Origin of the sequence: Phytoactinopolyspora alkaliphila, from assembly GCF_010550695.1 — a bacterium.
GTDB classification, from domain to species: domain Bacteria; phylum Actinomycetota; class Actinomycetes; order Jiangellales; family Jiangellaceae; genus Phytoactinopolyspora; species Phytoactinopolyspora alkaliphila.
In genome coordinates this window covers 222,521-248,973 of sequence record NZ_JAAGOB010000007.1, presented here as the reverse complement: position 1 = coordinate 248,973, position 26,453 = coordinate 222,521, and the positions used below count along the sequence as shown (strand labels likewise).

Annotated in this window: 21 protein-coding genes; 9 read left to right on the top strand and 12 right to left on the bottom strand. The window is 67.8% G+C overall.

The window, feature by feature from the left end:
• Positions 1-9: 9 nt before the first annotated feature.
• From G1H11_RS14965 to G1H11_RS14950, 4 genes are all read left to right on the top strand, one after another.
• A complete protein-coding gene (locus G1H11_RS14965) occupies positions 10-927 on the top strand; it encodes a carbohydrate ABC transporter permease (protein WP_163819385.1) in 918 nt (305 codons plus the stop codon).
• A gap of 79 nt (positions 928-1,006) precedes the next feature.
• Positions 1,007-2,596: a right-handed parallel beta-helix repeat-containing protein gene (locus G1H11_RS14960; RefSeq protein ID WP_163819384.1), complete on the top strand. Its 1,590-nt coding sequence runs from the start codon at positions 1,007-1,009 to the stop codon at positions 2,594-2,596.
• A 40-nt stretch (positions 2,597-2,636) separates the two neighbouring features.
• Positions 2,637-4,610: a serine aminopeptidase domain-containing protein gene (locus tag G1H11_RS14955; protein ID WP_163819383.1), complete on the top strand. Its 1,974-nt coding sequence runs from the start codon at positions 2,637-2,639 to the stop codon at positions 4,608-4,610.
• Between the two features lie 38 nt (positions 4,611-4,648).
• The gene (locus G1H11_RS14950) at positions 4,649-7,534 is read left to right on the top strand and encodes a DUF4838 domain-containing protein (protein WP_163819382.1); all 2,886 of its coding nucleotides are present in this window, start codon (positions 4,649-4,651) and stop codon (positions 7,532-7,534) included.
• A gap of 77 nt (positions 7,535-7,611) precedes the next feature.
• Here the strand turns inward: G1H11_RS14950 and G1H11_RS14945 are convergent, their stop codons facing one another.
• The gene (locus tag G1H11_RS14945; protein ID WP_163819381.1) at positions 7,612-10,377 is read right to left on the bottom strand and encodes a BTAD domain-containing putative transcriptional regulator; all 2,766 of its coding nucleotides are present in this window, start codon (positions 10,375-10,377) and stop codon (positions 7,612-7,614) included.
• A 116-nt stretch (positions 10,378-10,493) separates the two neighbouring features.
• Here G1H11_RS14945 and G1H11_RS14940 point away from each other — a divergent pair, with 116 nt between their 5' ends.
• The gene (locus G1H11_RS14940) at positions 10,494-11,075 is read left to right on the top strand and encodes a dihydrofolate reductase family protein (RefSeq protein ID WP_163819380.1); all 582 of its coding nucleotides are present in this window, start codon (positions 10,494-10,496) and stop codon (positions 11,073-11,075) included.
• A gap of 32 nt (positions 11,076-11,107) precedes the next feature.
• Here the strand turns inward: G1H11_RS14940 and G1H11_RS25270 are convergent, their stop codons facing one another.
• Positions 11,108-11,305 (bottom strand): hypothetical protein, encoded by a 198-nt coding sequence (locus G1H11_RS25270; RefSeq protein WP_216843769.1) that lies wholly within the window; start codon positions 11,303-11,305, stop codon positions 11,108-11,110.
• A gap of 148 nt (positions 11,306-11,453) precedes the next feature.
• Between G1H11_RS25270 and G1H11_RS14930 the strand changes: the two genes are divergently transcribed.
• Positions 11,454-12,410 carry a TIGR03621 family F420-dependent LLM class oxidoreductase gene (locus G1H11_RS14930; protein ID WP_163819379.1) on the top strand — a complete coding sequence of 319 codons (957 nt, stop codon included), beginning with the start codon at positions 11,454-11,456 and terminating at the stop codon, positions 12,408-12,410.
• A 74-nt stretch (positions 12,411-12,484) separates the two neighbouring features.
• On the opposite strand, the gene G1H11_RS14925 is transcribed toward G1H11_RS14930, so the two are convergent.
• On the bottom strand, positions 12,485-12,862 hold the full coding sequence (locus G1H11_RS14925; protein WP_163819378.1) for a hypothetical protein: 378 nt from the start codon (positions 12,860-12,862) through the stop codon (positions 12,485-12,487).
• Positions 12,863-13,087: 225 nt separating this feature from the next.
• On the opposite strand from G1H11_RS14925, the gene G1H11_RS14920 reads away from it, so the two are divergent.
• Together G1H11_RS14920 and G1H11_RS14915 are read left to right on the top strand one after the other, a co-directional pair.
• Positions 13,088-14,152: a DUF4037 domain-containing protein gene (locus tag G1H11_RS14920; protein WP_163819377.1), complete on the top strand. Its 1,065-nt coding sequence runs from the start codon at positions 13,088-13,090 to the stop codon at positions 14,150-14,152.
• Positions 14,153-14,274: 122 nt separating this feature from the next.
• Positions 14,275-15,762 carry an aromatic amino acid ammonia-lyase gene (locus G1H11_RS14915; RefSeq protein ID WP_163819376.1) on the top strand — a complete coding sequence of 496 codons (1,488 nt, stop codon included), beginning with the start codon at positions 14,275-14,277 and terminating at the stop codon, positions 15,760-15,762.
• A gap of 94 nt (positions 15,763-15,856) precedes the next feature.
• On the opposite strand, the gene G1H11_RS14910 is transcribed toward G1H11_RS14915, so the two are convergent.
• From G1H11_RS14910 to G1H11_RS14870, 9 genes are all read right to left on the bottom strand, one after another.
• Positions 15,857-16,861 (bottom strand): Gfo/Idh/MocA family protein, encoded by a 1,005-nt coding sequence (locus tag G1H11_RS14910; RefSeq protein WP_163819375.1) that lies wholly within the window; start codon positions 16,859-16,861, stop codon positions 15,857-15,859.
• Positions 16,858-17,874 carry a Gfo/Idh/MocA family protein gene (locus G1H11_RS14905; RefSeq protein WP_163819374.1) on the bottom strand — a complete coding sequence of 339 codons (1,017 nt, stop codon included), beginning with the start codon at positions 17,872-17,874 and terminating at the stop codon, positions 16,858-16,860. Before G1H11_RS14905 ends, G1H11_RS14910 begins: the two co-directional genes overlap by 4 nt.
• Positions 17,871-19,064 (bottom strand): Gfo/Idh/MocA family protein, encoded by a 1,194-nt coding sequence (locus tag G1H11_RS14900; RefSeq protein ID WP_163819373.1) that lies wholly within the window; start codon positions 19,062-19,064, stop codon positions 17,871-17,873. The genes G1H11_RS14905 and G1H11_RS14900 overlap by 4 nt, the downstream gene beginning before the upstream one ends.
• Positions 19,061-19,948 (bottom strand): carbohydrate ABC transporter permease, encoded by an 888-nt coding sequence (locus G1H11_RS14895; RefSeq protein WP_163819372.1) that lies wholly within the window; start codon positions 19,946-19,948, stop codon positions 19,061-19,063. The genes G1H11_RS14900 and G1H11_RS14895 overlap by 4 nt, the downstream gene beginning before the upstream one ends.
• A complete protein-coding gene (locus G1H11_RS14890; RefSeq protein ID WP_163819371.1) occupies positions 19,941-20,891 on the bottom strand; it encodes a carbohydrate ABC transporter permease in 951 nt (316 codons plus the stop codon). Before G1H11_RS14890 ends, G1H11_RS14895 begins: the two co-directional genes overlap by 8 nt.
• Positions 20,892-20,893: 2 nt before the next feature.
• Positions 20,894-22,156, bottom strand: a complete 1,263-nt coding sequence (locus G1H11_RS14885) for an ABC transporter substrate-binding protein (RefSeq protein ID WP_163819370.1) — start codon at positions 22,154-22,156, stop codon at positions 20,894-20,896.
• Positions 22,153-23,460, bottom strand: coding sequence for an ROK family protein (locus tag G1H11_RS14880; protein ID WP_163819369.1), 1,308 nt, complete (start codon positions 23,458-23,460; stop codon positions 22,153-22,155). The genes G1H11_RS14885 and G1H11_RS14880 overlap by 4 nt, the downstream gene beginning before the upstream one ends.
• 144 nt (positions 23,461-23,604) lie before the next feature.
• Positions 23,605-24,630, bottom strand: a complete 1,026-nt coding sequence (locus G1H11_RS14875; protein ID WP_163819368.1) for a type IV toxin-antitoxin system AbiEi family antitoxin domain-containing protein — start codon at positions 24,628-24,630, stop codon at positions 23,605-23,607.
• A 106-nt stretch (positions 24,631-24,736) separates the two neighbouring features.
• Positions 24,737-25,909, bottom strand: a complete 1,173-nt coding sequence (locus G1H11_RS14870) for a cation diffusion facilitator family transporter (protein WP_163819367.1) — start codon at positions 25,907-25,909, stop codon at positions 24,737-24,739.
• Positions 25,910-25,974: 65 nt separating this feature from the next.
• On the opposite strand from G1H11_RS14870, the gene G1H11_RS14865 reads away from it, so the two are divergent.
• Positions 25,975-26,340, top strand: a complete 366-nt coding sequence (locus tag G1H11_RS14865; RefSeq protein ID WP_163819366.1) for an ArsR/SmtB family transcription factor — start codon at positions 25,975-25,977, stop codon at positions 26,338-26,340.
• Positions 26,341-26,453 lie beyond the last annotated feature (113 nt).

The window sequence follows — 26,453 nt, the reverse complement described above, 5'->3', positions numbered from 1 at the left end:
GAGCCGTCGATGAGCGTCCACAGCCAGCCTCGAGCACTCGACCCGAAGCCTCCCGCGCGCACCGAACCGCCCAGACGCAGCGGGCGGGACCAGGCGGACATTGGAGGGCGTACCCTCAACGTCTTCTCCCACGCCTTCCTGCTGACCTGGGCCGTCCTCGTCATCCTGCCGTTGCTCTGGACGGTGCTGAACTCCTTCAAGTCCGACGACGAGATCCTGACCAGCGCATGGTCCTTACCCGGATCGTTCAGCCTGGACAGCTTCGTTCGGGCTTGGACCACGGCGAACATCGGGCAGTACTTCCTCAATACGGCGGTCGTCGTCTCCCTGGGGGTGATCCTCACTCTGGGGCTGGGGTCTCTGGTGGCCTACGTCATCGCCAGGTATCCGTTCCCGGGCAACCGAGTGATCTATTTCCTGTTCGTCGCGGGCCTGACGTTTCCGGTATTCCTGGCCATCGTTCCGCTGTTCTTCGTGGCGCGATCATTGCAACTGGCGAACTCGCTCCCCGGCCTGGCCTTGATCTATACCGCCTACTACTTGCCATTCGCGGTGTTCTTTCTCACCGCCTACTTCCGCACCCTCCCGGATTCCATAGCCGACGCCGCCTTCATCGACGGCTGCGGCCACTGGCGGGCATTCTTCTGGGTGATGCTGCCGATGGCCCGGCCAGGAATGATCAGTGTCGGCATATTCGTCACCATCGGCCAGTGGAATCAGTTTCTGTTACCTCTGGTGCTTCAGACGGACCCAGACAAATACGTGATAGCGCAGGGATTGGCGTCGCTCGCCGTGAGCCAGGAATACGCGAGCGACTGGAGCGGCCTGTTCGCCGGCCTGACGTTGTCCATGATCCCCGTCCTCGTGGTCTACATCGTCTTCCAGCGGCAAATCGAGTCCGGCATGGTGGCCGGCGCCGTCAAGTGACCTGGCGCCCAGCGACCCAACGAGCAGAAGTCCGTACTGACAGACAGGGCGTGCCATGCGCCCGGAGAGAGGACGCACCATGAGCACTTCTTCTGGCTTGAGCCGCAGATCCTTCCTCGGAGCGGCGGCGCTGGCTCCCGTCGCGGGGCTGGCGACGGCGTCGCTCGCAACGGCCGGCGCGTCGTCTCCGGCGTCGGACCTGGCCGCCCAGTACCCCACGTTCGATCTCCGCGCCGACTTCGGCGCCGTGGGTAACGGTCAGACCAACGACACGGCCGCGTTCCAGGCCGCGGCAGCAGCGATCATCGCGGCCGGTGGCGGGACGCTGATCATCCCGCCCGCCACCTACATCGTGGGCATCCAGGGTGTGGACAGCAGCCCCGGCACCCCGTACTACCCGATGCAGGACATCTTCTTCATTCCACGGACCACGCCCGTGCAGTACCTGCGGATCGAAGGTGCCGGCGCCACCATGCGGCTGGCCTCTGGTTTGCGTTACGGCTCGTTCCATCCCGAAACCGGCGCCGTGTTCAACCCGCCGGGCTCAGGCTCCTTCTGGGACGAGGCCTACGCGGCCGAGGTGCGCTGGATGATCGGCGTCGAAGGCAGCACCAACGTCGCCATCGACGGCTTGGAGCTTGACGGCAACAGCGCGAACCTCGTGCTCGGCGGCCGGTGGGGCGACACCGGGCGGCAGATGAAGGGCACCGGCATCCGCATCCTCAGGTGCAGTGACGTGGCCATCACCAATGTGTACTCACATCATCACGCACTGGACGGTGTCACCATCGGTTATGGCGGCCTGACCAGTGCCAGCCCGGCTACGCCGCACACGCTCACCAACGTGGTGTCCGAGTACAACGGCCGGCAGGGACTGTCCTGGACCGGTGGACGAGGCCTGACCTGTGTGAACTGCTCGTTCAATCACACCGGACGCGGAGCCATCCGGTCTGCACCCGCCGCCGGCGTAGACATCGAGCCGGAGAGCAGTGTCACGTTCGACGGGCTCTTCATCGGATGCGAGTTCATCGACAATGCCGGGTGGGGCCTCAACGCCGCCAATGACCAATATGGCGAGGCCGGCCACTCAAGCTTTGAAGACTGCACGTTCTGGGGAACCACCACATACAGCTGTTACACGAATTACCCCGGGATGAAGTTCGGGGGGTGCCGGTTCTACGGCGCGGCGAATGTCGGTTACGGCTCAAGCGATCTCAGCCTCGCGGCGCGCTATACGGAATGTCTGTTCGAAGACCGGGCATGGACCAATGGCCAGGTGTATCGCGAAGGGGCGGCCGGAGTCATTCTGTCCGATTCCGGGAATACCGGACAGAATGTCGCCTACACCGCCTGCACGTTCATCGCTCGCGGTGGCCGGGGCATCTACTTCACCTCGAACTCGGCGATCAAGAGACTCACGGATTGCGATTTCTTGCACGGTCACGCCGGGGTCACCGCGGATTCGTACCAATCCCGGATCTACGGCGCGGTGGTCGCCGGCTGCCGGTTCACCGAAGACATGCCGGCTGGAACGACGACCCGCTGGTCCATCCTCACCTCCGGAGTGACCGTGACCAACGGGTCCGACGGGCGTCGGACGCATGTGACAGGTCCCACGGTGCGCTGGGGATCGGTCACCGGACCCGTCGGCGACATTCCGAACACCTGACCTGAACATCGAACGAGCGAATCGCAGAAAGGACAGCGTAGTGGGTGTTCGGATCGGTGGCTTCGGCCCGTGCCTCGACGGCTTCTATGACCCGTCGCTGCAGGTGCAGATGAATGTCTACGCGCGCACGGCGGAACAGATCGACGCCGGGCGGGCGGCGAACGATTCGCTGCGCACAGCCGAGGACGTCCGTGCCCGGCAGAAGATCCTTCGCGAGTATGCCGACTCAGCCCTCGGCGGCCTTCCCACCGACCGTCCGGTGCCGGTTGCCCGACTGACCGGCACCGTGACACGACCTTCCTTCCTGATCGAGAAGCTCGTGCTGGAGATGGGTTCCGGGCGACTCGTCACGGCCAACCTCTATCTGCCGCGGAACACCGGTGAACCCACCGGCGCGGTCCTTTTCCTGTCCGGGCACTCCGAAGCGGGCAAGGCGGCACGGCGGTACCAATCGTTCTGCGCTCGGCTGGCTCGCAACGGGCTGGTGGTTCTGGCGATCGATTCGATCGGCCACGGCGAGCGTCAGAGCTACCTGGACTCTGCCGGCCGCGAAGAGGTCCGTCCCAACGTGGTGGAACACAACCACGCGGGCGTGCAGTGCTGGTGGATCGGCGACACCATCGCCAGGTACTTCGTCGACGACGCTCGCCGGTCGATCGACTATCTGTGCGCGCGGCCGGAGGTGGACCCGGCGCGCATCGGCGTGGCCGGGAACAGTGGGGGCGCCACTCAGGCGACCTGGCTGATGCTCGCCGAGCCGCGCATCACCGCCGCCGCCCTGGGCTGCTTCATCATGTCCAGAAGCTCGTACCAGTGGTCGGGCGGTGCCCAGGACGCCGAACAGATCCTTCCAGGCGGCGCCCACATCGGCATCGACCACGAGGACTTCCTGATCGCCATGGCACCACGCCCGGTCCTGGTGATGTCCGCGAACTACGACTTCTTCCCGGTGGAAGGTGCGGTCGACACGGTTGAACGGGCCGGCCGGGTGTACCGGATCCTCGGCAACCCGGACGGGCTCGGTCATGTTCGCGTTGATCATCCACACGGTTTACGTGCCGAGCTAGGCCGGGCAGCGACGGAGTTCTTCGTCCGGCACGTGGGTGACGATGCGGCGGCTCCGGTCGATCATGCCGCGCCCGAGCCCATCCCCGAAGCAGAGCTTCAATGCACTGCCTCGGGGCAGATTCGGCTCGATCATCCGGACGTGAACCAGGTCTTCGAACTCAACCGGGGCCGCTTCGATCTGCTCCGGTCAACCCGCTCGTCGTCCCCCACACAATGGCTGACCGACCGGGTGAGCGAGCAACGGCGTACCCCTGCGGAGTTCTTCGCCCGATGGCAGCCGTCGCAACGCCATCGTGTCGGCGCCGTCGAGCTGGTGAGCCGGAAAGCGGTGTGGTGGTCAGAGGTCGACGTGCTGAGCGCCGGTGTTCTTGTCCGGCCCGCTCAGGAGCCGACGACGGCGGTGGAGATCGCCTGCTTCGACGGTGGAACGGAGGAGCTTGCGGACCGGACCACCTGGCTGGCCGAGCGGGCGGGGCGCGGGATCGGCGTACTCGCCCTCGACGTGCGTGGCGTCGGCGCGCTGGCACCGCATCCGATCAACCCCTTTCCGCTCGAGGAGAACTACGGCACGGTCTACAAGCTGATGACCGACCTCATCTGGCTGGGCGACAGCCTTGCCGCCGCGCGCGTGTTCGACGTCTTGCGGGCCGTCGAGTTCCTCGGGCAGGAACAGCTCACCGTTCTCGGCACTCCCCCGATTCATTTCTTCGGTACGGGCGCGGGCGCCTTCTTCGGCTACCTGGCCGCCGCGATCGAACCGCGGATACGTCGGATAGAGCTCGAGACGCCGCCTCTGGACCCCGAATCCGTCGTCCAGAACCGCCTGCACGGCCCGCAGAGCATGTGGCAACACGTCATCCCGGGCATGGCCGTGCATTGCCCGCTGGACGACCTCGTGCCCGAGTTCAGCGGGCGTGACCTGCACATCGCCACACCTGACACGTAGTCACCGTTTCCGATCGCAGCCCTCCACAAGGAGTTGAGATGAACGAGAAACCGACCATCGACCGGAGAACCGTCCTTCGGGGTAGCGTGGCGACGGCCTTCGCCGCCGTGGCCGCGAGCCTCTCGGCGCCGGCCGCAGCCTCCGCACTGCGTCCGGCTGACCGGCCATCGGGGCCGGCCCTGGTGGACAAGGGCAGACCGCGATCGGTCATCGTCGTCGCCGCGGATGCCACCGAGAAGGAGCTGCTGGCCGCCGACGAGCTGCAAGCACATATCGAACTGATCACCGGCGCCACCTTGCCCGTCGCCAACGACGACGCCGGCGTCTCCGGCGTCTCCGGCGTCTCCGGCGTCTCCGGCGTCCCGATATTCATCGGGCGGGCATGTCCGGATCCGATCGCCGATGACCTCGAGCCGGTCGAGGACAGCGGCGACTCGTTCCGGTTGATCGTCGGGCGGTCGGCCATTCAGATGGCCGGCGTGGACGACGACGGGACACTGTTCGCTGCCTACGAGCTCCTGGAGCAGTTGGGAATCCGTTGGCTGATGCCCGGCCCGCACGGGACGGTAGCGCCGGAGTCCACCACGCTCAAGGCGACGATTCAGGACACGGTGCAGATTCCGACATTCGCCAGCCGCCAGATGCACTTCGTCGACAACTATCTGAGCACCCTACCTCCTGGCGTCGACCGTTATGAGGGCGTCGAATGGGCACGCCGTCACCGGCTGCGTGGCACGTCGTGGAACGCGCACGGCATTCCGCTGCTGCCCCCCGCGAACAGGACAACCGAGCCCGAACTGTTCATGACTGAGAACGGCCAGCCGACGGCTCAGCTGGACGTGAGCCATCCAGAGGTTCTCCGCCGTGCCATCGCGGCCGCCAGGGCGCTCCTCGCCGACAATCCGGACCTGCGGTTCCTGCGGATGGGCCCGGCCGACGGCCACGGCTTCGGCACCAGCGACTGGGACGCCGGCGACTACGACACGCTGGCCGGACTGCCGAGCGTGACGGACCGGTACATCAAGTTCTTCAATCTGGTGCTCGACGACGTGCAGCAGGACTACCCGGACGTCGGACTGGCCTTCTTCTGCTACGACACGTACATGCTGCCGCCCGTCCGGGAGATTCCGAATCGCAAGATCGTCCCGGCGCTGGCTCCGATCAACGTCGACCGGATGCACTCGGCGGCAGACCCCGCAGGGTGGGAACGGCGGTACTTCCTCCGGTTGGCGGACCGCTGGAGCGAGCTGGTGGACGCGTGGAGCTACCGCGGATACCTATTCAACCTGGCCGATCCAGGGTTGCCGTTCAGCGGCATCGGTCCCGCCCGGGACGAGTTCCCCTTGATGGTGGAGCACGGCTCGTCAGAAGGGCTGCGGGTGGAGGTCTCGGCCAGCTGGGGGTACGACGCTCCAGCCTTCTACCTCGCCACCAAACTCATGTGGCAGACCGACGCCAACCCGGTGCCGATTCTGCGGGAGTTCATGACGGCGGCGTATGGTCCGGCGGCCGCACCGATGGCGCGGTACTACGCGGCGATCAGTGATGCCATGGCCGAGGCTCCGTACTCGGCGGGGCGCTGGTTCGATCACACCGAGATCTTCCCGGCACAGCTGATGACCTCGCTCGACGACGAGCTGTCCGCGGCTGAGTCGATGGCCGCACGCACCGGCGACGACGGCATCGTCGACCGGGTGCACGTCGCCCGCCTCGCTTTTGATGTCGGTGATGCCTTCCTGAAGTCCCTGCGGCACTGGCGCGACCTGGAGTTCGCGGAGGCGAAGGCCGAGCATGAGAACGCTGCTGACGCCTTCACCGAAGCTGTGAGCCACAAGCCGGTGGCCCTGTATCCGCTGCGGAGAAACTTCCTGAACCTGTTCAGCGATCCGGTCAGCCAAGCCGCGGACAGGTCCTCCGGCGCGAATCAGATCGCCGCGATGCTGCCGGACACCTGGTCGGCTCTGCTCGATCAGAACGACGACGCCGAGGCCGATCAGGTCTACGCCGTCGACGTGCCGACGGACACCTGGCGTGAGCTGCGTACGCGAGGCGGGTCGTGGTCCGCCCAAGGGCTTCGCTACTACCGAGGCGTGATGTGGTACCGGACAACGGTCACCGTCGATCCGACCTGGTCCAGCCGGAAGCTCACGCTCTGGCTCGGTTCGCTGGATGAATCAGCGCGGGTGTGGGTCAACGGGCACGAGGTGCCGCTGGTGGCCGGAAGCAGGGTCTTCCAGCCGTGGGAGTTCGACGTCACCGGCTTCCTCCACTTCGACGGTCATGATGAGATCACGCTCAAGATCACTAACGTCAGGCTGCAAGAGCTGGGTACAGGCGGGCTGACCGGCCCTGCCTTCATCTGGGCGAGTCCGGACGTCGTCGAGCCGGCCACGGCGCCCGCTCCGTACCGGCGGGGCGACGGTTACCGCCAGCTGGATGTCCCGATTCCCCCCGTCGCGGTGGATCTCGCGGGCCGACACGTCGAGACCGAACTGCCGGACACCTGGTTCGCCATGGTGGACCCGAGAGGAGACTGCGCGAACGTCGGCCTGTGGGAGAGCGTGATTCCCACCGAGAGCTTGTGGATGACGGTGCAGACCCGCAGCCGCACCTGGCCGCAACAAGGCCTCGGCTACTACCAGGGTGGCTTGGCCTATCGAGCGGACATCAGGCTCAATGGCAGCCAGATCAGCCGAGGTTCACGGCTGCTGTTCACCCGGCTGAACGGTACGGCACGCGCGTGGGTCAACGATCACGAGCTTCAGGTAGCGGCGGACGGCACAACCACGAGTGTCTGGGAGTTCCATGCAGGCCCGTTCCTCAAGGCCGGCACCAACTCGATTGTCATCTCCGTCGCAGATCCGCAGCCCTCCGCTGACCGACCTGGCGGGATCGCCGGCCCGTCGTACCTCCTTCGCCGCTGAATCCGGCGATGCCGGCGTCGATCCGGTCGCGCACCGTCCCCCGGCGCCGACACCGGGCAAACACCCCGCTTGCCGAGTCAGCGACACAGCTGGAAAGCATTGGCTGCGGCCCTGTCGATGCTTTCCAGCTGGCGGTGGATCTGGTCGGTGGTGGACGGGTCGCGCTCGGAGAGGAGGGCGTGAGCGCGGCGCCATTGCTCGTCGGCCGCCGTGTGATCCCCGGCGCGGTGGTGACAAGCACCGACGTGCGCGAGGATGCTGGCCTCCGCGTACAGGTCACCCGTCCGCCGGAACAGCTCGAGTGCCCGGCGGTAGCACGTGGCGGCCGCGGTGTCGTCGCCCTGCCGCAGATGGGTGTCGGCGAGGCAGGACCACGTGTGGGCTTCGAACGCAATGTTGCCGAGCTTCTCGTGCAGGACCACCGCATGCTCGCACAGTTCGCGTGCCTGCCCGTAGTTCCCCAGGCGGCCATGGTGCCAGCCGATGCTGGTCAGCGCGAGGGCCTGCCCGGACTCGTCCCCGAGCTGATCGAACATGTCGTAGGCGCGGCGCGCGGCGACCAGCGCGTCGGCGTCCCGGCCCTGGATGGTGTACACGAGGTCGCGGTAGTGGTGCGTCCACGCCTCACCGCCGCGATCATCGTGTCCACGTTCCAAAGCGGTGTCGAGGCTGCCGTGGGCATCGTCGAAGCGGCCCAGGTCGGCGAGTGCCCAGGCGAGATCGCGGTGCGCACGGACTTCTTCCACCGGATCGCCCAGCCGCTGGGCGGCTGCCACGGCCGTCCTCTGAGTCTCGGCCCGGTCGTGCCAGCGGCCCTGACGGTGAAGAGCGAAGAACATCGTCTGCGCCAACCGGCAGACGTGCTCGTCGAGGCCGAGCCGGCCGGCGAGGTCGAGCACGGCCAGAAGGGCGGAACGCTCGGCCGTGAACCAGGACATCGCCGCGTCGGCTCCGGCAAAGCCGCTGACCGAGACTCCCGGCCCGGCCTCGCCGGGGGCGATGCCCCCGAGCTGCCCATGAAGCTGGCGTGCGGCTCCGTACGCCGAATGAACGTAATGGTCGACCATGCGCCGCCGCGCCAGGTCACGATCAGCGTCGTGAGTCGCGCAGAGTTCGGTAGCGTATGCGCGCAGCAAGTCGTGGCAGGAGAAACGGCCCGGAATGTCCTCAGTGAGGAGGCTGACACGGGTCAGGACAGCCAGTGCCGCTCGGGCCCGCGAGACCGGGATGCCCGCCAGGCTGGAAGCGGCGTCGATCGTGCAACCGGGACCGGGATGCAACCCTCCGGCCAGCCGGAACACCCGCGCCTCCAGCTCGCCGAGCGCCCCGTACGACCACGAGAAGACCGCCCTGACATCGGCAGTGTGGCCCAGCGCACCGAGAACGTCCCGGAGTTCTCCGGCGAGGGCAGCGAGTGAATGGCCAGGGTGCATACGCGCGCGGGCGGCGACGATCGCGAGGGCGAGCGGCAGGCCGGCGCACCGGCGCGTGATCTCTTCGACGGCGGCGGGCTCGGCGGCGACCCGGTCGTGACCCAGGCGGCGAGCCAGCAGCCGCCGCACCTCGTCCGGCTGCAGCAGGTCCAGGGCAACAGGACGCGCACCATACGTGACGGTCAGGCCGGCAAGGTGATCCCGGCTGGTGACCAGCACCAAGCAACCAGGGGCCCCCGGCAGGAGCGGAACGACCTGGTCGGCGTCGCGGGCGTTGTCCAGCAGCACGAGCATCCGCCGCCCGGCCATCTGACTACGGAAGAGCCCGGCCTGCGCGACCGCCCCGTCCGGGATTCGTTGCGACGCCACCTGCAGCGCGTCGAGGAACTCGCGGATAACCGTCGCCGGTTGCGCGGGCTCGGCCGACGGATCGTATCCGCGCAGATCAGCGTAGAGCTGACCATCCGGGAAGTGCTCGGCGACTCGGTGCGCCCAATGCACGGCAAGCGTAGTCTTCCCCACGCCCGCGGTGCCGGTGATCACCGCGACCGATGGCGGGAGGGACCCGGGCTCGTCCGAGGGACCGAGCAGGCAGTCCAACGCGGTCAGCGCGGATTCCCGCCCGGAGAATCCGTCCACGGCCGCCGGCAGCTGCCGGGGCACGACGCGTCCGCTTGGAGGAGCGTCGCCTACGAGGAGGTCGGCGTGGACTCCGCGGAGTTCAGGGCTGGGATCGGTGCCGAGCTCGTCGGCGAGCCGCCGACGAACCGTCTCGTATCGCTCCAGCGCCTCGGCGGGACGGCCGGCCGAAGCCAGGACCCGGAGTAGCCGCACCCAGAGCGATTCCCGCAGTGGATGCCGTTCAGCAAGTTCGGCGAGCTCGGCAGGGTCGGGACGCGACCCTCCCGCGAGGTCCAGGTCGACTCGCCGTTCGAGCGCGGCCAGGTAGCGCTCCTGCAGGGCCGGGGCCACCGACTGTTCCAGCCAGTCCGATCGGATGCCGTCGAACGGAATGCCCCGCCACAGAGCGAGCGCGGCCGCCAGCCGCGTCCGTTCGGCCTCTGGTTCCGGCGCCATCCGGGCCTCATCGAGAAGGTGCGTGAAGCACAGCGCGTCCACGTCGTGCGGATCGGCTAACAGCGCATAGCCGCCCGGCCGTGCCTCGATCACCTGGCCCTCGGCCTGCCCTAGGACACGGCGCAGCCGCTTGATGTTCGTGCGGACATTGGCGTGTGGGTCGCCGCGCGGATCGCTGCCCCAGACCGCGGTTACCAGCGTGCTCGTCGGTACGGTGCTGCCGGCCGACATCGCCAGCGCGGCCAGCAGCGCGCGCAGCCGCCCGGCCGGCAACTCGACGGGCTCCCCTGCCTGCGACACCTGCAGTGGCCCCAGCAACGCGACGGTCAGCACGCGGACAGTATCCCTTCCGTGAGCGCAGCGAGTTTCACTCTTCTGACACAACTTTGCCACTCGAGGTTTGCCACTCTGGCGTTCATACCGCACAAGCGGTTCACGAGAGGAGTCCCATGGGCAAGGTGATCTTTGACATGAGCATGTCAGTCGACGGGTTCGTCAAGGCGACGGACAGCACGCCGGAGGAGCCGCTCGGCAAGGGCGGTGAGCGCCTGCACGAGTGGGCGATGGGCAGCGACCCGGCCAGCAGCGAACTTCTGACCGCCGCCGCGGCGGAAGGCGGCGCTTTCATCGGCGGGCGGCGGACCTACGACGACTCGATCTCCTGGTGGGGGCCGAACGGACCGACCGGTGCCGCCCGGGTGCCGTTGTTCGTCGTGACACATCAGCCGCCCGACGACGTCCCCGAAGGTGGCGTCTACACCTTCGTGACCGACGGGATCGAAAGCGCCCTACGGCAGGCACGCGAGGCCGCCGGCGACAAGGACATCTACGTGATGGGTGGCCCGGACATCGGGGGTCAGTTCGTTTCGGCCGGACTGGTCGATGAGATCGGCATCCATCTGGTGCCAGTGGTCTTCGGAGAAGGCCTCCGGCTTCTTGATCACATGGGTGATGGCCACATTCAGCTCGAGGTGGCGAACGTGGTCAGCACCCCGTCGGCGACCCATCTTAGGTACCGCATAGTGAAGTGAGTCGTCGTCGCTGACCGTTCCGACCCCGCGACCTAGGCGTCCACGATGGCCCACCGCCACCGAGCGCGATGACCACGTGGTTGCCCGCGATCGTCGACGGCGATGAAGTCGATGGCATATGTCACGCCGAACGCATGCGTGCCGTGGCTGGGTACCCGGCGAGCCGGGCTGTTGCGCGCCAGCCAGCGCCCTCGAAAGGGGAAGCCGAGCACAACAGTGCTCTCCGCCACGTCGCCATGCCTCCCCGGACGTCCGCTCACCGTGGAACCCACGTACCGTCCACTCACACGGGCGACCCGAGACTACCAAGGCGCCGAGCAGGTCGCCGTTCCGCTGGCGCCGGTCCCGGCCTGCCGGACGGATGAGATCGTGTCTCGTATGCGCCCCTTCCGTTTCCTCGGTCACGTCGCTCCCGGCGTGGCCGGTACTCGTGAGCTCACCGAGACCTCTCGCCGCGCGGAGGCCATCGGTTACGACGTCCTCGTCCTGCCGGACCACCTCATCGAGCAGCACGCTCCGATTCCACTGCTCACCATGGTGGCGGCCGTCACCGAGAGAGTGCGAGTCGGCACCTTCGTGTTCAATGTGGATCTTCGCCATCCGGCGGTCCTCGCCCAGGACCTCGCCAGTCTTGACGTCTTGTCCGGCGGGCGCCTGGAGATCGGGATCGGCGCCGGCTGGAACCGCGCCGAGTACGACGCCGTCGGGGTCCGCTTCGATCCCGCGGGCACCAGGGTCGAACGACTCGGCGAGGCCATAGCCGTGCTGAAGGGATGCTTCGGCGAGGGCCCGTTCTCGTTCGACGGCACGCATTACACGATCGCCGGACACGACGGCTTCCCCAAGCCCACGCAGCGGCCGCACCCGCCCATCTTCGTGGGAGGAGGCGGCCGCAAGATCCTCACCATGGCGGGGCAGCAGGCTGACATCATCGGCCTGGCCCCACGACTCATGCGTACCGCGAAGGACGGCACCGTGCCGGATCCGCACAGCATCACCGCGGCGGGCACCGAGGAGAAGATCGCATGGATCAAAGCAGCCGCCGGTGACCGCTTCGATCAGATCGAACTGAACGCCTACCCCACCGCCGGTCCAGTGATCGTCACCAACCAGGCCCGGCCAGCCGCCAAGGAACGCGCCGAGCAGCTGTCCAAGCGGACGGGTGTGGAAGTCACCGCCGACGACGTGCTGGAGTCACCACACGCGTTCATCGGCTCTATCGACGGCCTGACGCAGAAGTTCATCGAAATGCGCGAGCGGTTCGGCATCAGCTCCATCATGGTGGGCGAGATCGATCCGCTGGCGCCGGTGGTGGAACGGCTCGCCGGGACGTAGCGCGGCGCATCCGCGCCAGGAATCTCCTGGGGGCCGACATCCACGGCCGACACGCGGCGCGACCATGCGGTCGGCTAGCTGCTCTCCCCCACCCGTTGCCGGCGCGCGTTGCGGAAGGACCGCATCCCGAGCACAAGGTATCCGACGAGCACCACGAGCATGATGATGCTGACGATGATCGCTCCGGGTCGTTCCGCGGTGCCGTCGATCAGGTCACCGATCTTGGCGACGTTCATCAATGAGCCGAGCGCGCCCAGCAATGCGACCACCATGGCCGCATGCAGCGCGTGCTTGCGCAGTGGCTCTTTGAGCGCGAGAAACCCACAGATCGCGATCAGGATGCCCACCGCGCTGGGGATCAACGCCGTCATGCTCGCCGCATCGGTCGCGACATACGCGATGATCCCCGCCAGCGTCAGCAGACCTCCAACTACGAGCGTCACTGCCGTCATCGTTCCTCGCGTCCTCTCCGTTGGCCGTCATGATGGAATTCCCCATCGATACTACGCGACGTCGTAGTAGGTCAGCGCAGCTACCACGCGAGCCAGCATGACCACAACGTGCGGAAAACTTGTTGAGGCTGCCGCGGCGCCTCGCTACGGTCCGGCGTATGCACATGTGCCAGTCCGATCGCACCGATCCGCAACTCACCACGGCCTGTCACGGCGCGTGACCGCATGGCCGACTTCACGCCCGGACTCGAACTCAACGCCGCCTTCTATGCGGATGTCGTCGAACCTCTGATCCGGCCATTCCGGCACAGCGCCGCCTTGCTGGGCTGGGGCTCAGACGTCCTGGGCTACGACACCTCTCGGTCCACGGATCATGGCTGGGGCCCGCGGCTGCAGATCTTCGTGGACAACCACGACGTCAGCGCCGTCACCCAGGTGCTCGACGACGGGCTCCCGGCGACCTTCCGCGGCTGGGACGTCGCCTACGGGTGGGACGACGAGCGGGTCCAGCACCACGTCGAGGTCGTCGACATCGGCTCGTGGCTCGCCGGCCAGCTCGGGCTGGATCCGCGGCCGGTCATGCGCGTCGTCGACTGGCTCGTCGTTCCTCAGCAGCAGCTGCTCGGCGTGGTGCGCGGCGCCGTGTACGCGGACCCGGACGGCGAGCTCGGGTCTGTGCGCGAAGCGCTCGCCTACTACCCGGATCATGTATGGCGGTGGATTCTCGCCTGCCAGTGGCAGCGGCTCAGCCAGGAGGAGCACTTCGTCGGGCGCACGGCGGAGGTCGGTGACCAGCTCGGGTCCCAGCTCGTCGCCGGCCGCCTGGTTCGCGAGCTGATGCGCCTCGCGTTCCTGATCGAGCGGACCTACTGGCCGTACTCCAAGTGGTTCGGTACCGCCTTCGCGGCGCTGCCGGTAGCGGCCGATCTTCATGCTCCGCTCGAAGCCGCGATCGCCGCGACCGGCTTCCCGGTACGCCAGGAGGCACTTGTGGAAGCCTTCGAGCTGCTTGCGCGCCGGCACAACGAGCTCGGTCTGCACGAGCCCCTCGACGCCCGCGTGCGCCCGTTTCACAACCGGCCGTTCCGGGTTCTGGCCAGCGAACGGTTCGCGCACGCCTGTCGGGCCGGAATAGCCGACGGCTTCCTCCGGCAGTTGCCGCTCGTGGGGTCGGTGGACCAGTTCGTGGATGCCACCGACGTTCTCGCACAAGGGCGCGCACGGCGGCTCGTAGCGCTCTATGCCGACGAGCGGTCCACGGGCCCCAGCCGCGAGCGCCCTGAGAACTAGTGCCGTTAGCTGACAACGAGGGCCCACGTCGTGGTAGAAGTCAAGGCGTAGCTGGTTGTCGCACCACGTGCGGTGGAGGGCCGATGGTCTCAGCAGGCTCCGTCCGGATCTCAGCCGATCCAATGACACTTGACGAGCTCATTTCTGTCGCCGACGGCGCGTCGGTCGAGTTGACAGTTGATGCGATTGAACGCATCGCCGAAAGCCGCCGTGTGCTCGATGAGGCGATCGCCCGTGGCGAGGCGATCTATGGGGTGACGACGAGTGTCGGTCATGCACGGGACGAACGACTGCCGCTGGCCGACCTCCGCGCGTGGCAGCCGGTGCTCGTCGAAATGCACGTCGGAGCGATGGGTCCTCCGTTACCGGCGCAACGGATCCGGGCTGGCATGGCGGCACGCCTGAATGGCTTCGCACGAGGTGGTGCGGGTGTCTCCGTCGCGGTGGCCGAGAGCCTTGCCGCCCTGCTCAACCATCGGATCCACCCGCTGATCCCCCGCGACGGCTCGGTGGGCGCGGGTGATCTCGGGCAACTCGCGTTGGTCGCACGGGTCCTGCTGGGACGAGGCGACGTGGAGATGGACGGGCGCCAGTTGAGTGCCGCTGAGGCCCTTCAGGCGGCAGATCTCGCGCCCGTGACGCTGGAGCCCAAGGACGCTCTGGCGCTCATGTCATCGAATGCGCTGTCGGTTGGGTACGGGGCGCTGCTCGTCCGCCGTTTGGATCGGTTGCTGACACTGGCAGACCTCATCGTCGCCACCTCGATGCAGGCCGTGCATGCCAACCCTTCCGTCGTCGAGTCCGCGGTCGCATCGGCGCGCGGGAGCAAGGGGCAGGAGATCACCTCGGAGCGGATTCGGCGTGCGCTGTCGGGCGGCTCTCAGGCAGACGCCGCCACCGGCCTGTCGGTCCAGGACCCACTCAGCTTCCGCGTGGTTCCGCAGGTCCACGGGGCATGCAGGGACGTTCTGATGGCCGCCGCCGACGCGGTGGTGGCCGAGTTGAACGCTGCCTCCGACAATCCGCTCGTCGACGTCGCATCGAGGCGAGTTCTCTCGAACGGCAACTTCCACCCAATGAACGTCGCGCTGGCAGCGGAGTCATTGCGTGTCGCCCTGGGCCACGTCGGTTTGCTCTCCGAGCGGCGGATGGGTCACCTGTGGGACACCGCGGTCACGTCGCTCGGGACGCCCGGCGCGGACGCCACTGGTCCCCCACTGGCCGACGGCGCGCCCCCGGCGTTCGCCGGCCTCGGGCTGCGCTACCCGGCCGCGGCGCGCTACACCCGGCTGCGTCACCTTGCCCAGCCGGTGACGCTCGACGTCCCCCCGCTCGATCTCGCCATCGAGGACCACGCATCCAACGCAGCCGAAGCACTCACGATGACGGAGCAGGCAGCCGGCATCGTCGAGGATCTACTCGTCGTCGAGTTGCTGATCGCGGTCACCCTCCTGGGCCCGGTGGTCCCCGATCGGCTGGGTACGGGTACCCGGCAGCTCGTCGCCGCCTTGCATGAGGAACTCGGCCGAATACCCACAGGCACGCTGCCGGGTGACGTTCACCGCCGCGTCACCGAACTCCTGCGGAAGCGGTTCGCGGGCTCGTCGTGACGAACTCTGCCCGCCGGTCGCGGCGCAGCGTCCTGCACACCGTGGCGTGGGGGCCACGGCCTGCAGGACACAACGACCGATTTCCCGACGGCGGTCAGAGGCGGACAGGCTGGCCCGATGCGGCAGAGGCGTAACCCGCCTCCACGATCTGTGCGGTGCGCACACCCACCATGCCGTCAGGCTGTGGCGGTACGCCCGTGCGGATGCCTTCGAGGAACGCGTCCAGCAGCGCGTCGTCGGCGCCGGCGCCGTACGGCAGCCAGACCTGGGTCCCCTGCTCGGCAGCGAACCCGTCCACACGCTGCCCGAACGCGTCCATGTCCGCCACGCCGGCCGAGCCGACCACCTGCAGGGTCAGCCCGCCCCACGTCGGGTAGGTATCCGGCTTGGACCAGCTGCAGTCGACGGTCATCACCACGCCGTTCTCATATTCGACCGAGACCAGGCCCGCCGTCTCCACCGAGACGTCGTCGTGATGCAGCACCCGGTTGCTCTGGGCGTAGACGCTGACCGCCGGAGTTCCGGACAGCAGCGAGTCGACGAGGTCAGCGACATGCACAGTGTGATCGGTCATGGCTCCGCCTCCGGCAAGCGCCGGATCGGTGAACCACGCCCGCCCGGCAGGCAGCCGGCCGTTGTTGGTCCCGGTAATCGCCCGTACCGCGCCCACCGCACCCTTCTCCACCGCCTCACGCAACGCCGTGAACGCCGGAGAGAACCGCACTGGGTACGCCACCATCAGGTGGACTCCGGCCTCGGCACACGCACGCACCATCGCCTCCGCGTCGGCCACCGACGTGGCCAGCGGCTTCTCGCAGAGCACGTGCGCTCCCGCGGCGGCGGCGCGCTCGACGTGTGCTCGGTGGTGGGCGTTCTCCGAGCAGACGACGACGCCATCGGGACGCCAGGCCAGCAACCCGTCGATGCTGTCGACGTAGTCGACGCCGAACTCGGCCGCCAGTTCGGGACCGCCGCTCTCACCGGGACGCTCGGCATGCCCGGGGTCGGTCGCCAGCACGTCGACGTCCGGCATGGCGAGCAGATTCTGCACGTACGACGCCGCGTGCAGGTGGGCGAAGGACAACACACCGATCTTCATGCGAGAACCTCCACGTCGTCGTTGCTCAGCTCAACTGCCTGGCCGCTCGCGATCGAGGCGTTGGCCGCCTCGGCGAGCCGTACCGCCTGCACGCCGTCGTGTGCGCTCACCGGCGGCGGTGGTCCCCCGCGGAACGCCGTGAGGAATGCCCGCAGCTCCGTGAGGAACGGGCTCTCGGTGAACGCCGTGCCCGGCAACAGGCCCCGGGACTCCCCCGCGGCTCCACCGTCGATCGCCAGCGGCGCCCGGGCCACGGAATCGTGGTGAACGATGCCGCCCGTGCCGGCTACCTCGAACGTCGTGCGGAACGTGGATCCCGGCGCCGCCCAGGTGCCGGTCACGTAGCTGACGGCGCCGCTGGCGTGAGTCAGGATCGCCTGCGCGGACACCACGCCGCGGACACCGCCCTCGTCGGGGCCGACGGCCCGGCGGGCGAAGACGCGCTCCACCTCGCCGGCGGTCCACCGGGCGAAGTCGAGATCGTGGATCATCTGGTCCATGACGATGCCGCCGCTGAGGTCGTCGTCGGCGAACCAGTCCCGCACCGGCCGGGAGCCGGACCGGGTGAAGCGCTGAACGGCGATATCGCCGACGCCGCCTGCGGCCACGTGCCGCTGCATGGCGGTGTACTCGGGGAAGAACCGCACCACGTGCGCCGGAAAAATCCGCACGCCGGCACGCTCACAGGCGTCGACCATCTCCGCCGCGACGGCGCTGGTGGAGGCGAGTGGCTTCTCGCAGACCACGTCGCAGCCGGCCGCCGCGGCGGCGAGTACGACGTCCGGGTGGGCGAAAGTCGGCGTGCAGACATCCACGACGTCAGCACCGTCGAGCGCGTGTTGCAGGCTCGGCGCCACCTCGGCGAGATGGTGCCCGGCCACCAGTCGCTCCGCGTCGGCCGTCGAGTAGACCCGGACGCGGGCGCCCAGGGCCAGCCATCCGGCCAGATGAACGCCGGCGATGCCTCCCGCCCCGATCAGTGCGACGTCGACCGGACCGTCGGTGTTTCTCACGTGTGCTCCTCGCTGTTGTGGGTTCGTGCTGCCGGGACTTCGGCCTCGTGGGTCAGGTTTGGCGGATCGATGCGGATCGGCACCGAACCGGTCCGGATCGACGCGGTGCCCGCGACGCCCGTCGCGACGGCGGCACGTGCGTCGAGCGGATGCGTGCGCGGTACCGCCTCGCCCGTGATCGCGGCCAGGAACTCGGCGACGGCGGCCGCGTCGGCGCCGCCGTGCCCGCCGCTGCCACGCGGCACGGGGACGACCCGGGTGCCGACCGGGTCGTAGTCCGAGCGCCGCTGGTAGAGACGGATCTCCGCGTCCACGGTGTCACCGAAGTTCTCCATCCGGCCTCGGGTACCGATGATCGTGTAGTTCCGCCAGTAGTCCGGCGTGAAGTGGCACTGCTGGTAGCTGGCCAGTACCCCGTTGGCCAGCCGCATGTGGATCATCGAGGTGTCCTCCACGTCAATCACCGGGTTGAGCTCGCGGGCGTCGGCCGGCGGCCAGTTTCCCACGTCGAACCACTCTCGCATCCGGCGGCCGGAATTGTCCCTGCGGTCGGTCACGTCCCCGTAGACCTGGAGCGCGCCCATGCCGGTCACCAGGTCCGAGTGCGCCCCCGCGAGCCAGTGGATCACGTCGATGTCGTGCGCACCCTTCTGCAGCAACAGCCCGGTCGACTTCGCCGCCTCCGCGTGCCAGTCCTTGAAGTAGAAGTCGCCGCCGTGGCCGACGAAATGCCGGCACCACACGGTCTTCACCTCACCGATTTCCCCGGCGTCCAGCAGGGACTTCATCGTCTCGATGACCGGCATGTAGCGCATGTTGTGCCCGCAGAAGAGCAGCGTGCCAGAGGCCTGGGCGGCCCGCAGGATGGCGTCGCAGTCCTCCACCGTGGTCGCCATCGGCTTCTCCAGGTAGACGGCGACACCGGCGCGCAGGAAGTCGATGGCCACCCGCGCGTGCGTGTGGTCCGGGCTTGTGACGAACACCCCGTCCAGCCCGTGACCCACGAGGTCGCGGTGGTCGGCGACGACACGTGTCTCCGGGCCGAACAGTTCCCGCGCCGTATCCCGGGCCCGGGCAGCCGGGTCGGCACAGGCGACGACGCGGCCACCTGCCTGGCCGGCGTGCCTCGCCAGCTCCGCGCGCACGCCGACGCCGACCACGCCGAGTCTCAATTGCCGTCTCTCATTCATCCCTTGCTCCCGGTGAGCGCTATGCCCTGGACGAACTGGCGCTGCAACACCAGGAAGACCAGCAGCATCGGCAGGCTCGCCAGCAGCGCGCCGGCCATCAGCGCCGGATAGTTGGTCTGGAACTGGCCCTGCAACGTGGTCAGCCCGGCGCTGATGGGCATCACGTTCGGATCGGTGTTCACCACCAGGGGCCAGAGGAGGTCGTTCCACGAGTTCATCATGGTGATGACCGCGAGAGCCGCCAAGGCCGGGCGCACCAATGGCAGCATGACACTCCAGTAGATCCGCAACCGGCTCGCCCCGTCGATCAGTGCCGCCTCCTCCAGTTCGGCCGGGATGGTCAGGAAGAACTGCCGGAGCAGAAACGTCCCGAACGCGGAGAACAGGCCGGGAAGGATCAACGCCGGGATCGTGTTGAGCAGGCCGAAGCTGACCATCAGCTCGTACTGGGGCAGGATCAGCAACTGGCCGGGGACCATCAGCACGGACAGGAACAGCGCGAACAGCAGCTCCCGGCCTCGAAAGTGCAGCCGGGCGAAAGCGTACGCCGCAAGGGAGCAGAGCAGTACCTGTCCGACGGTGCGCACCAGCGCCACGATTGCCGACGTGCGCAGCTGCTCGGCGAAAGGCAGCACGTCGAAAATCTCGGTGAAGACCGCCCACTCCCACCGGGATGGGAAGACCTGCACGGGTACCGCCACCGCCTCCGCCTGCGTCTTGAACGCGGTGAGCACTTGCCAGACGAACGGGAACACCATGACCACGGCGCCGGCGATCAGCACGGCGTGCGTGATCACGCTGCCGGCCCAGGTGCCGCGTGCCGATCCGCGCCACCGGGCCGGGTGCGCGGCTGCGGTGGAGGCCGGCGTCGTCGTGCTAGTCATAGAACACCCACTTCTTCTGCAGCCGGAACTGCACAGCGGTCAAAGCCGCGATCAGCAGCATGAGCAAGAACGCGAGCGCGGTGGCGTTGCCCTTGTTGTTCTCCACGAACGCCATTTGGTAGAAGAGCGTCACGATCGACTGAGCCGAGTTGAACGCCGGATTGGCGCTGGAGCTTTGCGACATGACGTAGATCAGGTCGAAGATCTGCAACGTGGCGATCACGTTGATCACCGAGCAGAAGAAGATGCTTGGGCTGAGCAGCGGCAGCACCACGGTGAAGAAGCGGCGCAACGGCCCGGCGCCGTCGAGCTCGGCCGCCTCAAGGTACGTCTGCGGGATCGCCTTGATTCCGGCGATGAAGATCACCAGGTAGTACCCGATCTGGGACCAGACCTGCACGATGCCGATCGCCATCAACGCGGTGGCCGGGTTGGCCACCCAGTAGGTGCCCGAGATGCCGAAATTGCCAAGGAATGCGTTGATCAGCCCGTAGTCGCCGTTGTACAGCCATTTCCACACCATGCCGCTGGCCACCGGAAGGGTGACGAACGGGATGAAGTACAGCGTCCGGTAAACACCCACTCCGCGCAATCCCGGCTTGTTCAGCAGCGTGGCGATGACGATGGCGATGGGGATCACGAACAGCCCGATCGACATGTAGAGCAGCGTGTTGCCGAGCGAGCGCCAGAAGAGGTCGTTGCGGAACACGGCCACATAGTTGGCGAACCCGTTGAACGTGTTGCCGCCGAACGGACCCCAGTCGGTGAAGCTGAGCGCGAAGGTCGCCACCGCCGGATAGATGTACAGCACCAGCAGTCCGATGCCGACCGGAGCGATGAACAGGTAGCCGATCAGTCCTGCCCGCCCGCCCGAGCGGATGGAGCGACGGCGGCGGGCGGGCGCGGGTGTGGCCGGGGTGGACGCGGTGGTTGGTACTGCCATGCTCACGGCTCCTGTTCGAGGACGAGGTTCATCGCCGAGGCCAGGGCATGGGAGGCGTCAGCCACCGAGCGGCCCGGATCGCCGATCCAGGCGTCGCCGAGAAGGGTGTACTGCTGGTTCTCCCACGTGTTGGTGTCCATGGAGATCGGATACGCGATGCAGTCCGGGATCTGGTCGATGAACGCCCGCAGGTTGAACTCGGGTTTGGAGTCGACATAGCCGGACTCGGTTCCCGCGAAGCTCGGCAGGATGGTGCCGCTGGCGCCCTGGATCTCGCCCACCTCACGGGTGGCCATGAACTTCACGAACTCGTAGGCGGCATCTGGAAACGGAGTACGCGCATTGATCACGTTGGCCAGGCCGTGGATGACGTTGCCCCGGCTGCTCCCCTGCGGGAGCACCGCGATGTCCGTTCTCTCCCGGACCGCCTCGTCGTCGTACGCCTCCACGGCGTCGTTCGGCAGTCCGTAGTACATCGCCAGCTTCCCGCCGAGGAAAAGAGAACGTCCGGTGGTGTCCGCGGTGGCCATCGCGTTGGGCGCCAGGTCCGCGTTGATCAGATCGGTCCAGAACTCCAGGCCGCCGATAGTGCGCTCGTCCGCGAATCCGGACTCGCGCCCATCCACCACCCAGCCGTCGTTCTGGAAGATCGCCGGATAGAGGTTGCGCTGCCGGTCCAGCGCCGAGCTGATGCCGAACTGCCCCCGGCTAGGCACGCGGAACTCCCGGCACGCCTCGCGCACCGTCTCCCAGGTCCAGGTGTCGTCCGGATACGGCACGCCGGCCTCGTCGAACAGCTCGGTGTTGTAGTACAGGGAGATGCAGTCGTAGTCCTTCGGGATGCCGAACTGCTCGCCTTGGTAGGCGTAAAGGTCGACGAGATTGTCTGGGTGGTCGGCGAGATCGACGCCGTCCGCCGCCAGCCGGTCCGAGATCGGCAGGAGCGTGCCGTAGTGCGAGAAGCGGCGGATGTTCGGGCCGTTCATCCAGAACACATCCGCGGCGCCGCCTCCGGTGATCGAGGTCTGCAGCCGCGTCCAGTACGTGCTGAACGGTGTCAGCTGGATGGTGACGTCGATGTCCGGATGCTCTTTCCGAAAGGCCGCGATCACCTCGTGCATCGCCGGAACCTGGAGCTGGTCCCACATGCCGTAGGAGATCGACGCATGCCCGTGCTGGCGGTCGTCGTCGCTGGACGACGAGCACCCGAGCACGGCGGCGGCAGGCGCGGCCGCGGCGGCGCGCAGGAAAGCTCGGCGTCTCATCCCGTTCTCCCTTCGTCGGATCGTGGGGCTGGGTCGGCCGCTGAATCCGCGATAGGCACCGTCTCTCCGGGTGGTAGCTCGCTTGCCGCGGCGGCCGAGCCGGTTCTGCCCAGGTCAGCGCCCGCGGGGTGGAAACCCGCCGGTGAATCGGGCCACGTGGCGCGGGCACTGACCAGCGGTTGGAGCCGCGCGTCGGCCCGGGCGGCCGAGACGATGGCCACGTGGACTCCTCCCAGAGCGACCGCCGTCTCGGCCAGCTCACCGAGGACGATCGGCGGGGAGACGTCAGCATTGAGCGTGACCGCGGACCGCACTCCATCGAGCAGCGGCGCTCCCGCCAGGCTCAGTCCGCCACCGAGAACGACGATGTCCGGATCGAGGGTCTTGGCCAGCATCTCCACGACGAATCCGAGCCGGTCGCAGAGCTCGGCGATCCGCCGCCTCGCCTCGCGGTCACCTGCGCCGGCCTGCCTGAAGACCTCCGGAATACGCGGATCCTCCTGCCCGGCCGCCTCACCGAGGAGTATCGCCGGCGGGTCGACGAACAGGGCCGGCGCCGATCCGATCTCGCCGCTGGCTCCGTTGCGACCCCGGTGCACCTGGCCGCCCAGGATCAGTCCGGCACTGACCCGGCGCCCGGCCAGGACGTAGATCACGTCGTCGCGCAGCCTGGCAGCGCCGGCCCAGCGCTCCCCGGCCGCGGCGAGATTGGCGTCGTTCACCACGTCGACGGCGCAACCGGACCAGTGGGAGAAGGACCGGCCCACGTGGAAGCCGGTCCAGTCGGGGATTACCGAGGAACGGGTGATCCGGCCCGACTCGTCGACGATGCCCGGCACGCCCAGGCAGAGGCCGATGAGCTGGTCCACGCGCAGGCTCAGCGCAGCGGTGGCCTGGCTGACGGCCGCTTGCACCTTGACCACCCGCTCGTCGCCGGGAGCCCCCGGGTCGAGATCATGCCGGAGCTGATGCCGGACGGCGCCCGTCCAGTCTGCGATGACGACCAGCACCTTATGGAGGCCGATGTCTACGCCCGCGACAAATCCGGCATCCGGGTTGACTGAATAGGGACGGGCCGGACGGCCAGGCGCGGCGCCCATGCCGCTACGTGCGTCCCCCTGGACGATCCAGCCGTCGTCGATGAGCTCGCTGAGGATGGCACTGAGGGTCGGCCGCGACAATCCCGTGGCAGAACGCAGGTCAGCCAAGGTCAGCCGGCCGTGCGGGCCTAGCGCGGCGATGACCCGCTGAGTGTTGGCGAGCCGCTCCGCGGACGGACCTGTCAGCTCCACGCTCTTCTTCACCGCCTTCCTCTGCCCTCATTAGGTAAAGGGCATTGGCTTAATCGAAGAGCATAGGCCACGCCGCGCCGACGGTCCAGACCCATCGCGACCCTTCCCATGATCATTGGCCTTTCTGCACCCGACGGGGTCAGGGAAAGCCAATGATCATGGGAAGGCGGCGCAGTCAGGTCCGCATCGGCCAAGGGTCCCGGCCCATCCGCGCGCAGCGAGCACGCGTGCCTGCTCGGCCGCGACCCCGCAGGGATCGGCGAACAGCTCGGCGTGTCCATAGCGCAAGGTGGCATGGCCACCGACGGTGGCGGCGTTGTCGCGCCGCCGGTCACGGAACCGGCCCTCCTCGACGTGGCCGACCCGCCCGTCGAGCTCCACCCGGAGCGCGTACTCGTCGTAGTCGACGTCGATCCAGATGACTCGATTGCCGGCGACGCGTCGCTGGCGGTGACCTCTGGGCAGACCGTGCGCTCGTTCGACGTGCCGGAGATGGCGCAGCTCAAGGGGCGATTCAGCACCTTCGGCAACGTCAGACAGCATGCTCTCGAGGAGCGGCCGCCAGCGGATCTTCTTGCGCAGCCCGAGCGCCTCGGCCAGCCGCTCGGGATTGGACAGGCGTCGTTGGCAGGCACGCGTCACCCACGACTCGACGTCGCGAGGCCGCGCCGCGACGTCTACCAGGTCCAGTACGGTCTCCTCCACCCTGGTGCGAGGTGGGCTTCTCGCCGGATGACGCGTCCGGCCCAGCCGGTGGGCGTAGTGGACCCGGACGTCCTCGATCCGCCCCCGGACGTGCCGTCCTGCGGGCACGGTGACGTGGATGATCGTCCCCGGCTCGTCGCACACGCCGTCGAGATAGGCGGCGGTCTGATGACTCGCCACCGCACCCCGGCCGGCCCGCAGCAATGCCGCCCACACGCGCGCGCTGAACGTCAGCGGCCCAGTGAACGTCGCGTAGACGCCGACGTGCACTCGGCGCCAGCGGCCCGATCGGAGACAGCGGAAGATCTGCCGATCGGTAACACCGCAGTCGGCGAGCTGGCGACGGCTGACCGTGCCGTGCTGCGCTTGCACGAGCTCCTCGAGCTTGGCACGGAACGGCACGGACGGCGGTAGGTACAGGCCGCTCGCGGCAAGGCCGGAGGGCGTGACGCCGCGCAGGTCGAAACTCGTGTCCATGCCCAGATGCTGACGGGGACCGCACCGCAAACCCACGGGTCATCCGCGATCTGTGGATGACTGGACCGATGAAGGTCACCTTGTGGACACGCCCCCTTCCCCATGATCATTGGCGATCGTGCACACGATCCGGTAGGCCATCGTCAATGATCATGGGCGGGCGGAGGCAGATGACGGCGTGTTCCAGGTGGCGTACACCGTGGCGCAGGGCATCGTGAATCTCAGCCGCGACAGCGTCGGCCTCGGCCATGCTGACCGTGCCGTCGACGACGACGTCGAGGTCGGCCTCGAGCCGGTGCCCTGTCCAGCGGGCACGAACCCGGCCCACTCCGCGCACCCCCTCCACCCCGGCCGCCACCGACGCGATGCGCCGCAGCGTCCCGTCGTCGACCCCGTCCATCAACCGCCGGAAGACCGATCTGCTGGAGCTCACCAGGATCCACACGATCGCGCCGGCCACCAGCAACCCTGCCACCGCATCCGCCTGCGGGTAGCCCAGCCACACCCCCGCGACGGCGGCCACCACGACCAGCGACGTCAGGCCGTCCGCCCGCGCGTGATTGCCCTCGGCGATCAGCGCGGCGGAGCCGATGCGCCGACCGACACGGATCCGGTACACGGCAACGATCTCGTTGCCCGCGGCGCCTACCAGCCCGGCCGCCAGCACCCAGCCCAGATTGGCGAGTTCCCGCGGACTGATCAGCGCATCGATTGACTCGACGATGATCAGGACCGCTGAAGCTGCGATGACCAGCGCGATCAGCACGCCGGAGAGGTCCTCTGCCCGCCGGAAGCCGTACGGGTACCGCGACGTGGGCGGCCGCCGGCCCAGCCGGAAAGCGATCAGCAGGGGGATCGTGGTCACGGCGTGCCCCAGATTGTGCACCGTATCGGCAAGAAGACTGATGGAACCGCTGACCGCGACGATCACGAGCTGCAGCCCGGCCGTCGCCATCATCCCGGCGAGACCGACCCATGCCGCGCGGATGCCGGCCGCGCTGGCTTCCTCAGCGGTCTGGATCGCCGCGTTCGCGTCGTGCGAGTGCGGCTGTATCGCGTGGGCGAGCCGCCTCCACCATGACGACCCACCTCCGTGCCCGCCTCCGTGCCCGCCTCCGTGCCCGTGTCCGTGGGCGTGCTGGTGGTCGTCGTCGTGCTGGTGGTCGCCGTCATGGCCCTGCTCATGCTCACGATCGTGCAGGTATCGGTCGGCATGGAGAGCGGTGTCGTCAGACTCGAAGGGTCTCCCGGCACGGTTGACGGCCCGATGATGACTCATAACCCGCAAGTATACGTATATGCGTAATCACGCAGGTACATAGGCAGCGACGTAAGATGGCGGGCATGCATGACCGCGTCCCGGACTTCCACATGCCGACGGCTGATCAGGTCGACGGCGCGGCCCGCGCGCTCCGGATGCTCGCGGATCCCACCCGGATCAAGATCATGTGGGCGCTGTTGCAGGGCGAATCGTCGGTGAGCTGTCTCGCCGACGTGGTCGAATCCACCCCCAGCGGGGTGAGTCAGCACCTCGCCAAGCTACGGCTGGCCGGCCTGGTGGAGAGCCGGCGCGACGGCACGTTCATCTATTATCACGCCGCCGACACGCACGTCCGCCAGCTGCTGGAGCAGGCGCTCTTCCACGCCGATCACGCCAAGGGCGAGCATCCCGAGGAGCACGACCCCCACCACGTGCACCGACTCGGCTGACTGGTAGCTGTTCACGCGCGTCGTGGCGCGAGCGCGTGCCACGAAGAAGGGGCAAACCGCCACAAGCTTCCACATGACCCGAGCACAACCACCACAAGCTTCCACATTGTCAC

Bases quoted from the DNA above. Each gene is read 5' to 3' on its own strand.
- G1H11_RS14965 (WP_163819385.1), top strand. From the start codon at position 10: ATGAGCGTCCACAGCCAGCCTCGAGCACTCGACCCGAAGCCTCCCGCG.
- G1H11_RS14960 (WP_163819384.1), top strand. From the start codon at position 1,007: ATGAGCACTTCTTCTGGCTTGAGCCGCAGATCCTTCCTCGGAGCGGCG.
- G1H11_RS14950 (WP_163819382.1), top strand. From the start codon at position 4,649: ATGAACGAGAAACCGACCATCGACCGGAGAACCGTCCTTCGGGGTAGC.
- G1H11_RS14940 (WP_163819380.1), top strand. From the start codon at position 10,494: ATGGGCAAGGTGATCTTTGACATGAGCATGTCAGTCGACGGGTTCGTC.
- G1H11_RS14930 (WP_163819379.1), top strand. From the start codon at position 11,454: ATGCGCCCCTTCCGTTTCCTCGGTCACGTCGCTCCCGGCGTGGCCGGT.
- G1H11_RS14925 (WP_163819378.1), bottom strand. From the start codon at position 12,862: ATGACGGCAGTGACGCTCGTAGTTGGAGGTCTGCTGACGCTGGCGGGG.
- G1H11_RS14920 (WP_163819377.1), top strand. From the start codon at position 13,088: ATGGCCGACTTCACGCCCGGACTCGAACTCAACGCCGCCTTCTATGCG.
- G1H11_RS14915 (WP_163819376.1), top strand. From the start codon at position 14,275: ATGACACTTGACGAGCTCATTTCTGTCGCCGACGGCGCGTCGGTCGAG.
- G1H11_RS14910 (WP_163819375.1), bottom strand. From the start codon at position 16,861: ATGAAGATCGGTGTGTTGTCCTTCGCCCACCTGCACGCGGCGTCGTAC.
- G1H11_RS14900 (WP_163819373.1), bottom strand. From the start codon at position 19,064: ATGAATGAGAGACGGCAATTGAGACTCGGCGTGGTCGGCGTCGGCGTG.
- G1H11_RS14895 (WP_163819372.1), bottom strand. From the start codon at position 19,948: ATGACTAGCACGACGACGCCGGCCTCCACCGCAGCCGCGCACCCGGCC.
- G1H11_RS14890 (WP_163819371.1), bottom strand. From the start codon at position 20,891: ATGGCAGTACCAACCACCGCGTCCACCCCGGCCACACCCGCGCCCGCC.
- G1H11_RS14885 (WP_163819370.1), bottom strand. From the start codon at position 22,156: ATGAGACGCCGAGCTTTCCTGCGCGCCGCCGCGGCCGCGCCTGCCGCC.
- G1H11_RS14875 (WP_163819368.1), bottom strand. From the start codon at position 24,630: ATGGACACGAGTTTCGACCTGCGCGGCGTCACGCCCTCCGGCCTTGCC.
- G1H11_RS14870 (WP_163819367.1), bottom strand. From the start codon at position 25,909: ATGAGTCATCATCGGGCCGTCAACCGTGCCGGGAGACCCTTCGAGTCT.
- G1H11_RS14865 (WP_163819366.1), top strand. From the start codon at position 25,975: ATGCATGACCGCGTCCCGGACTTCCACATGCCGACGGCTGATCAGGTC.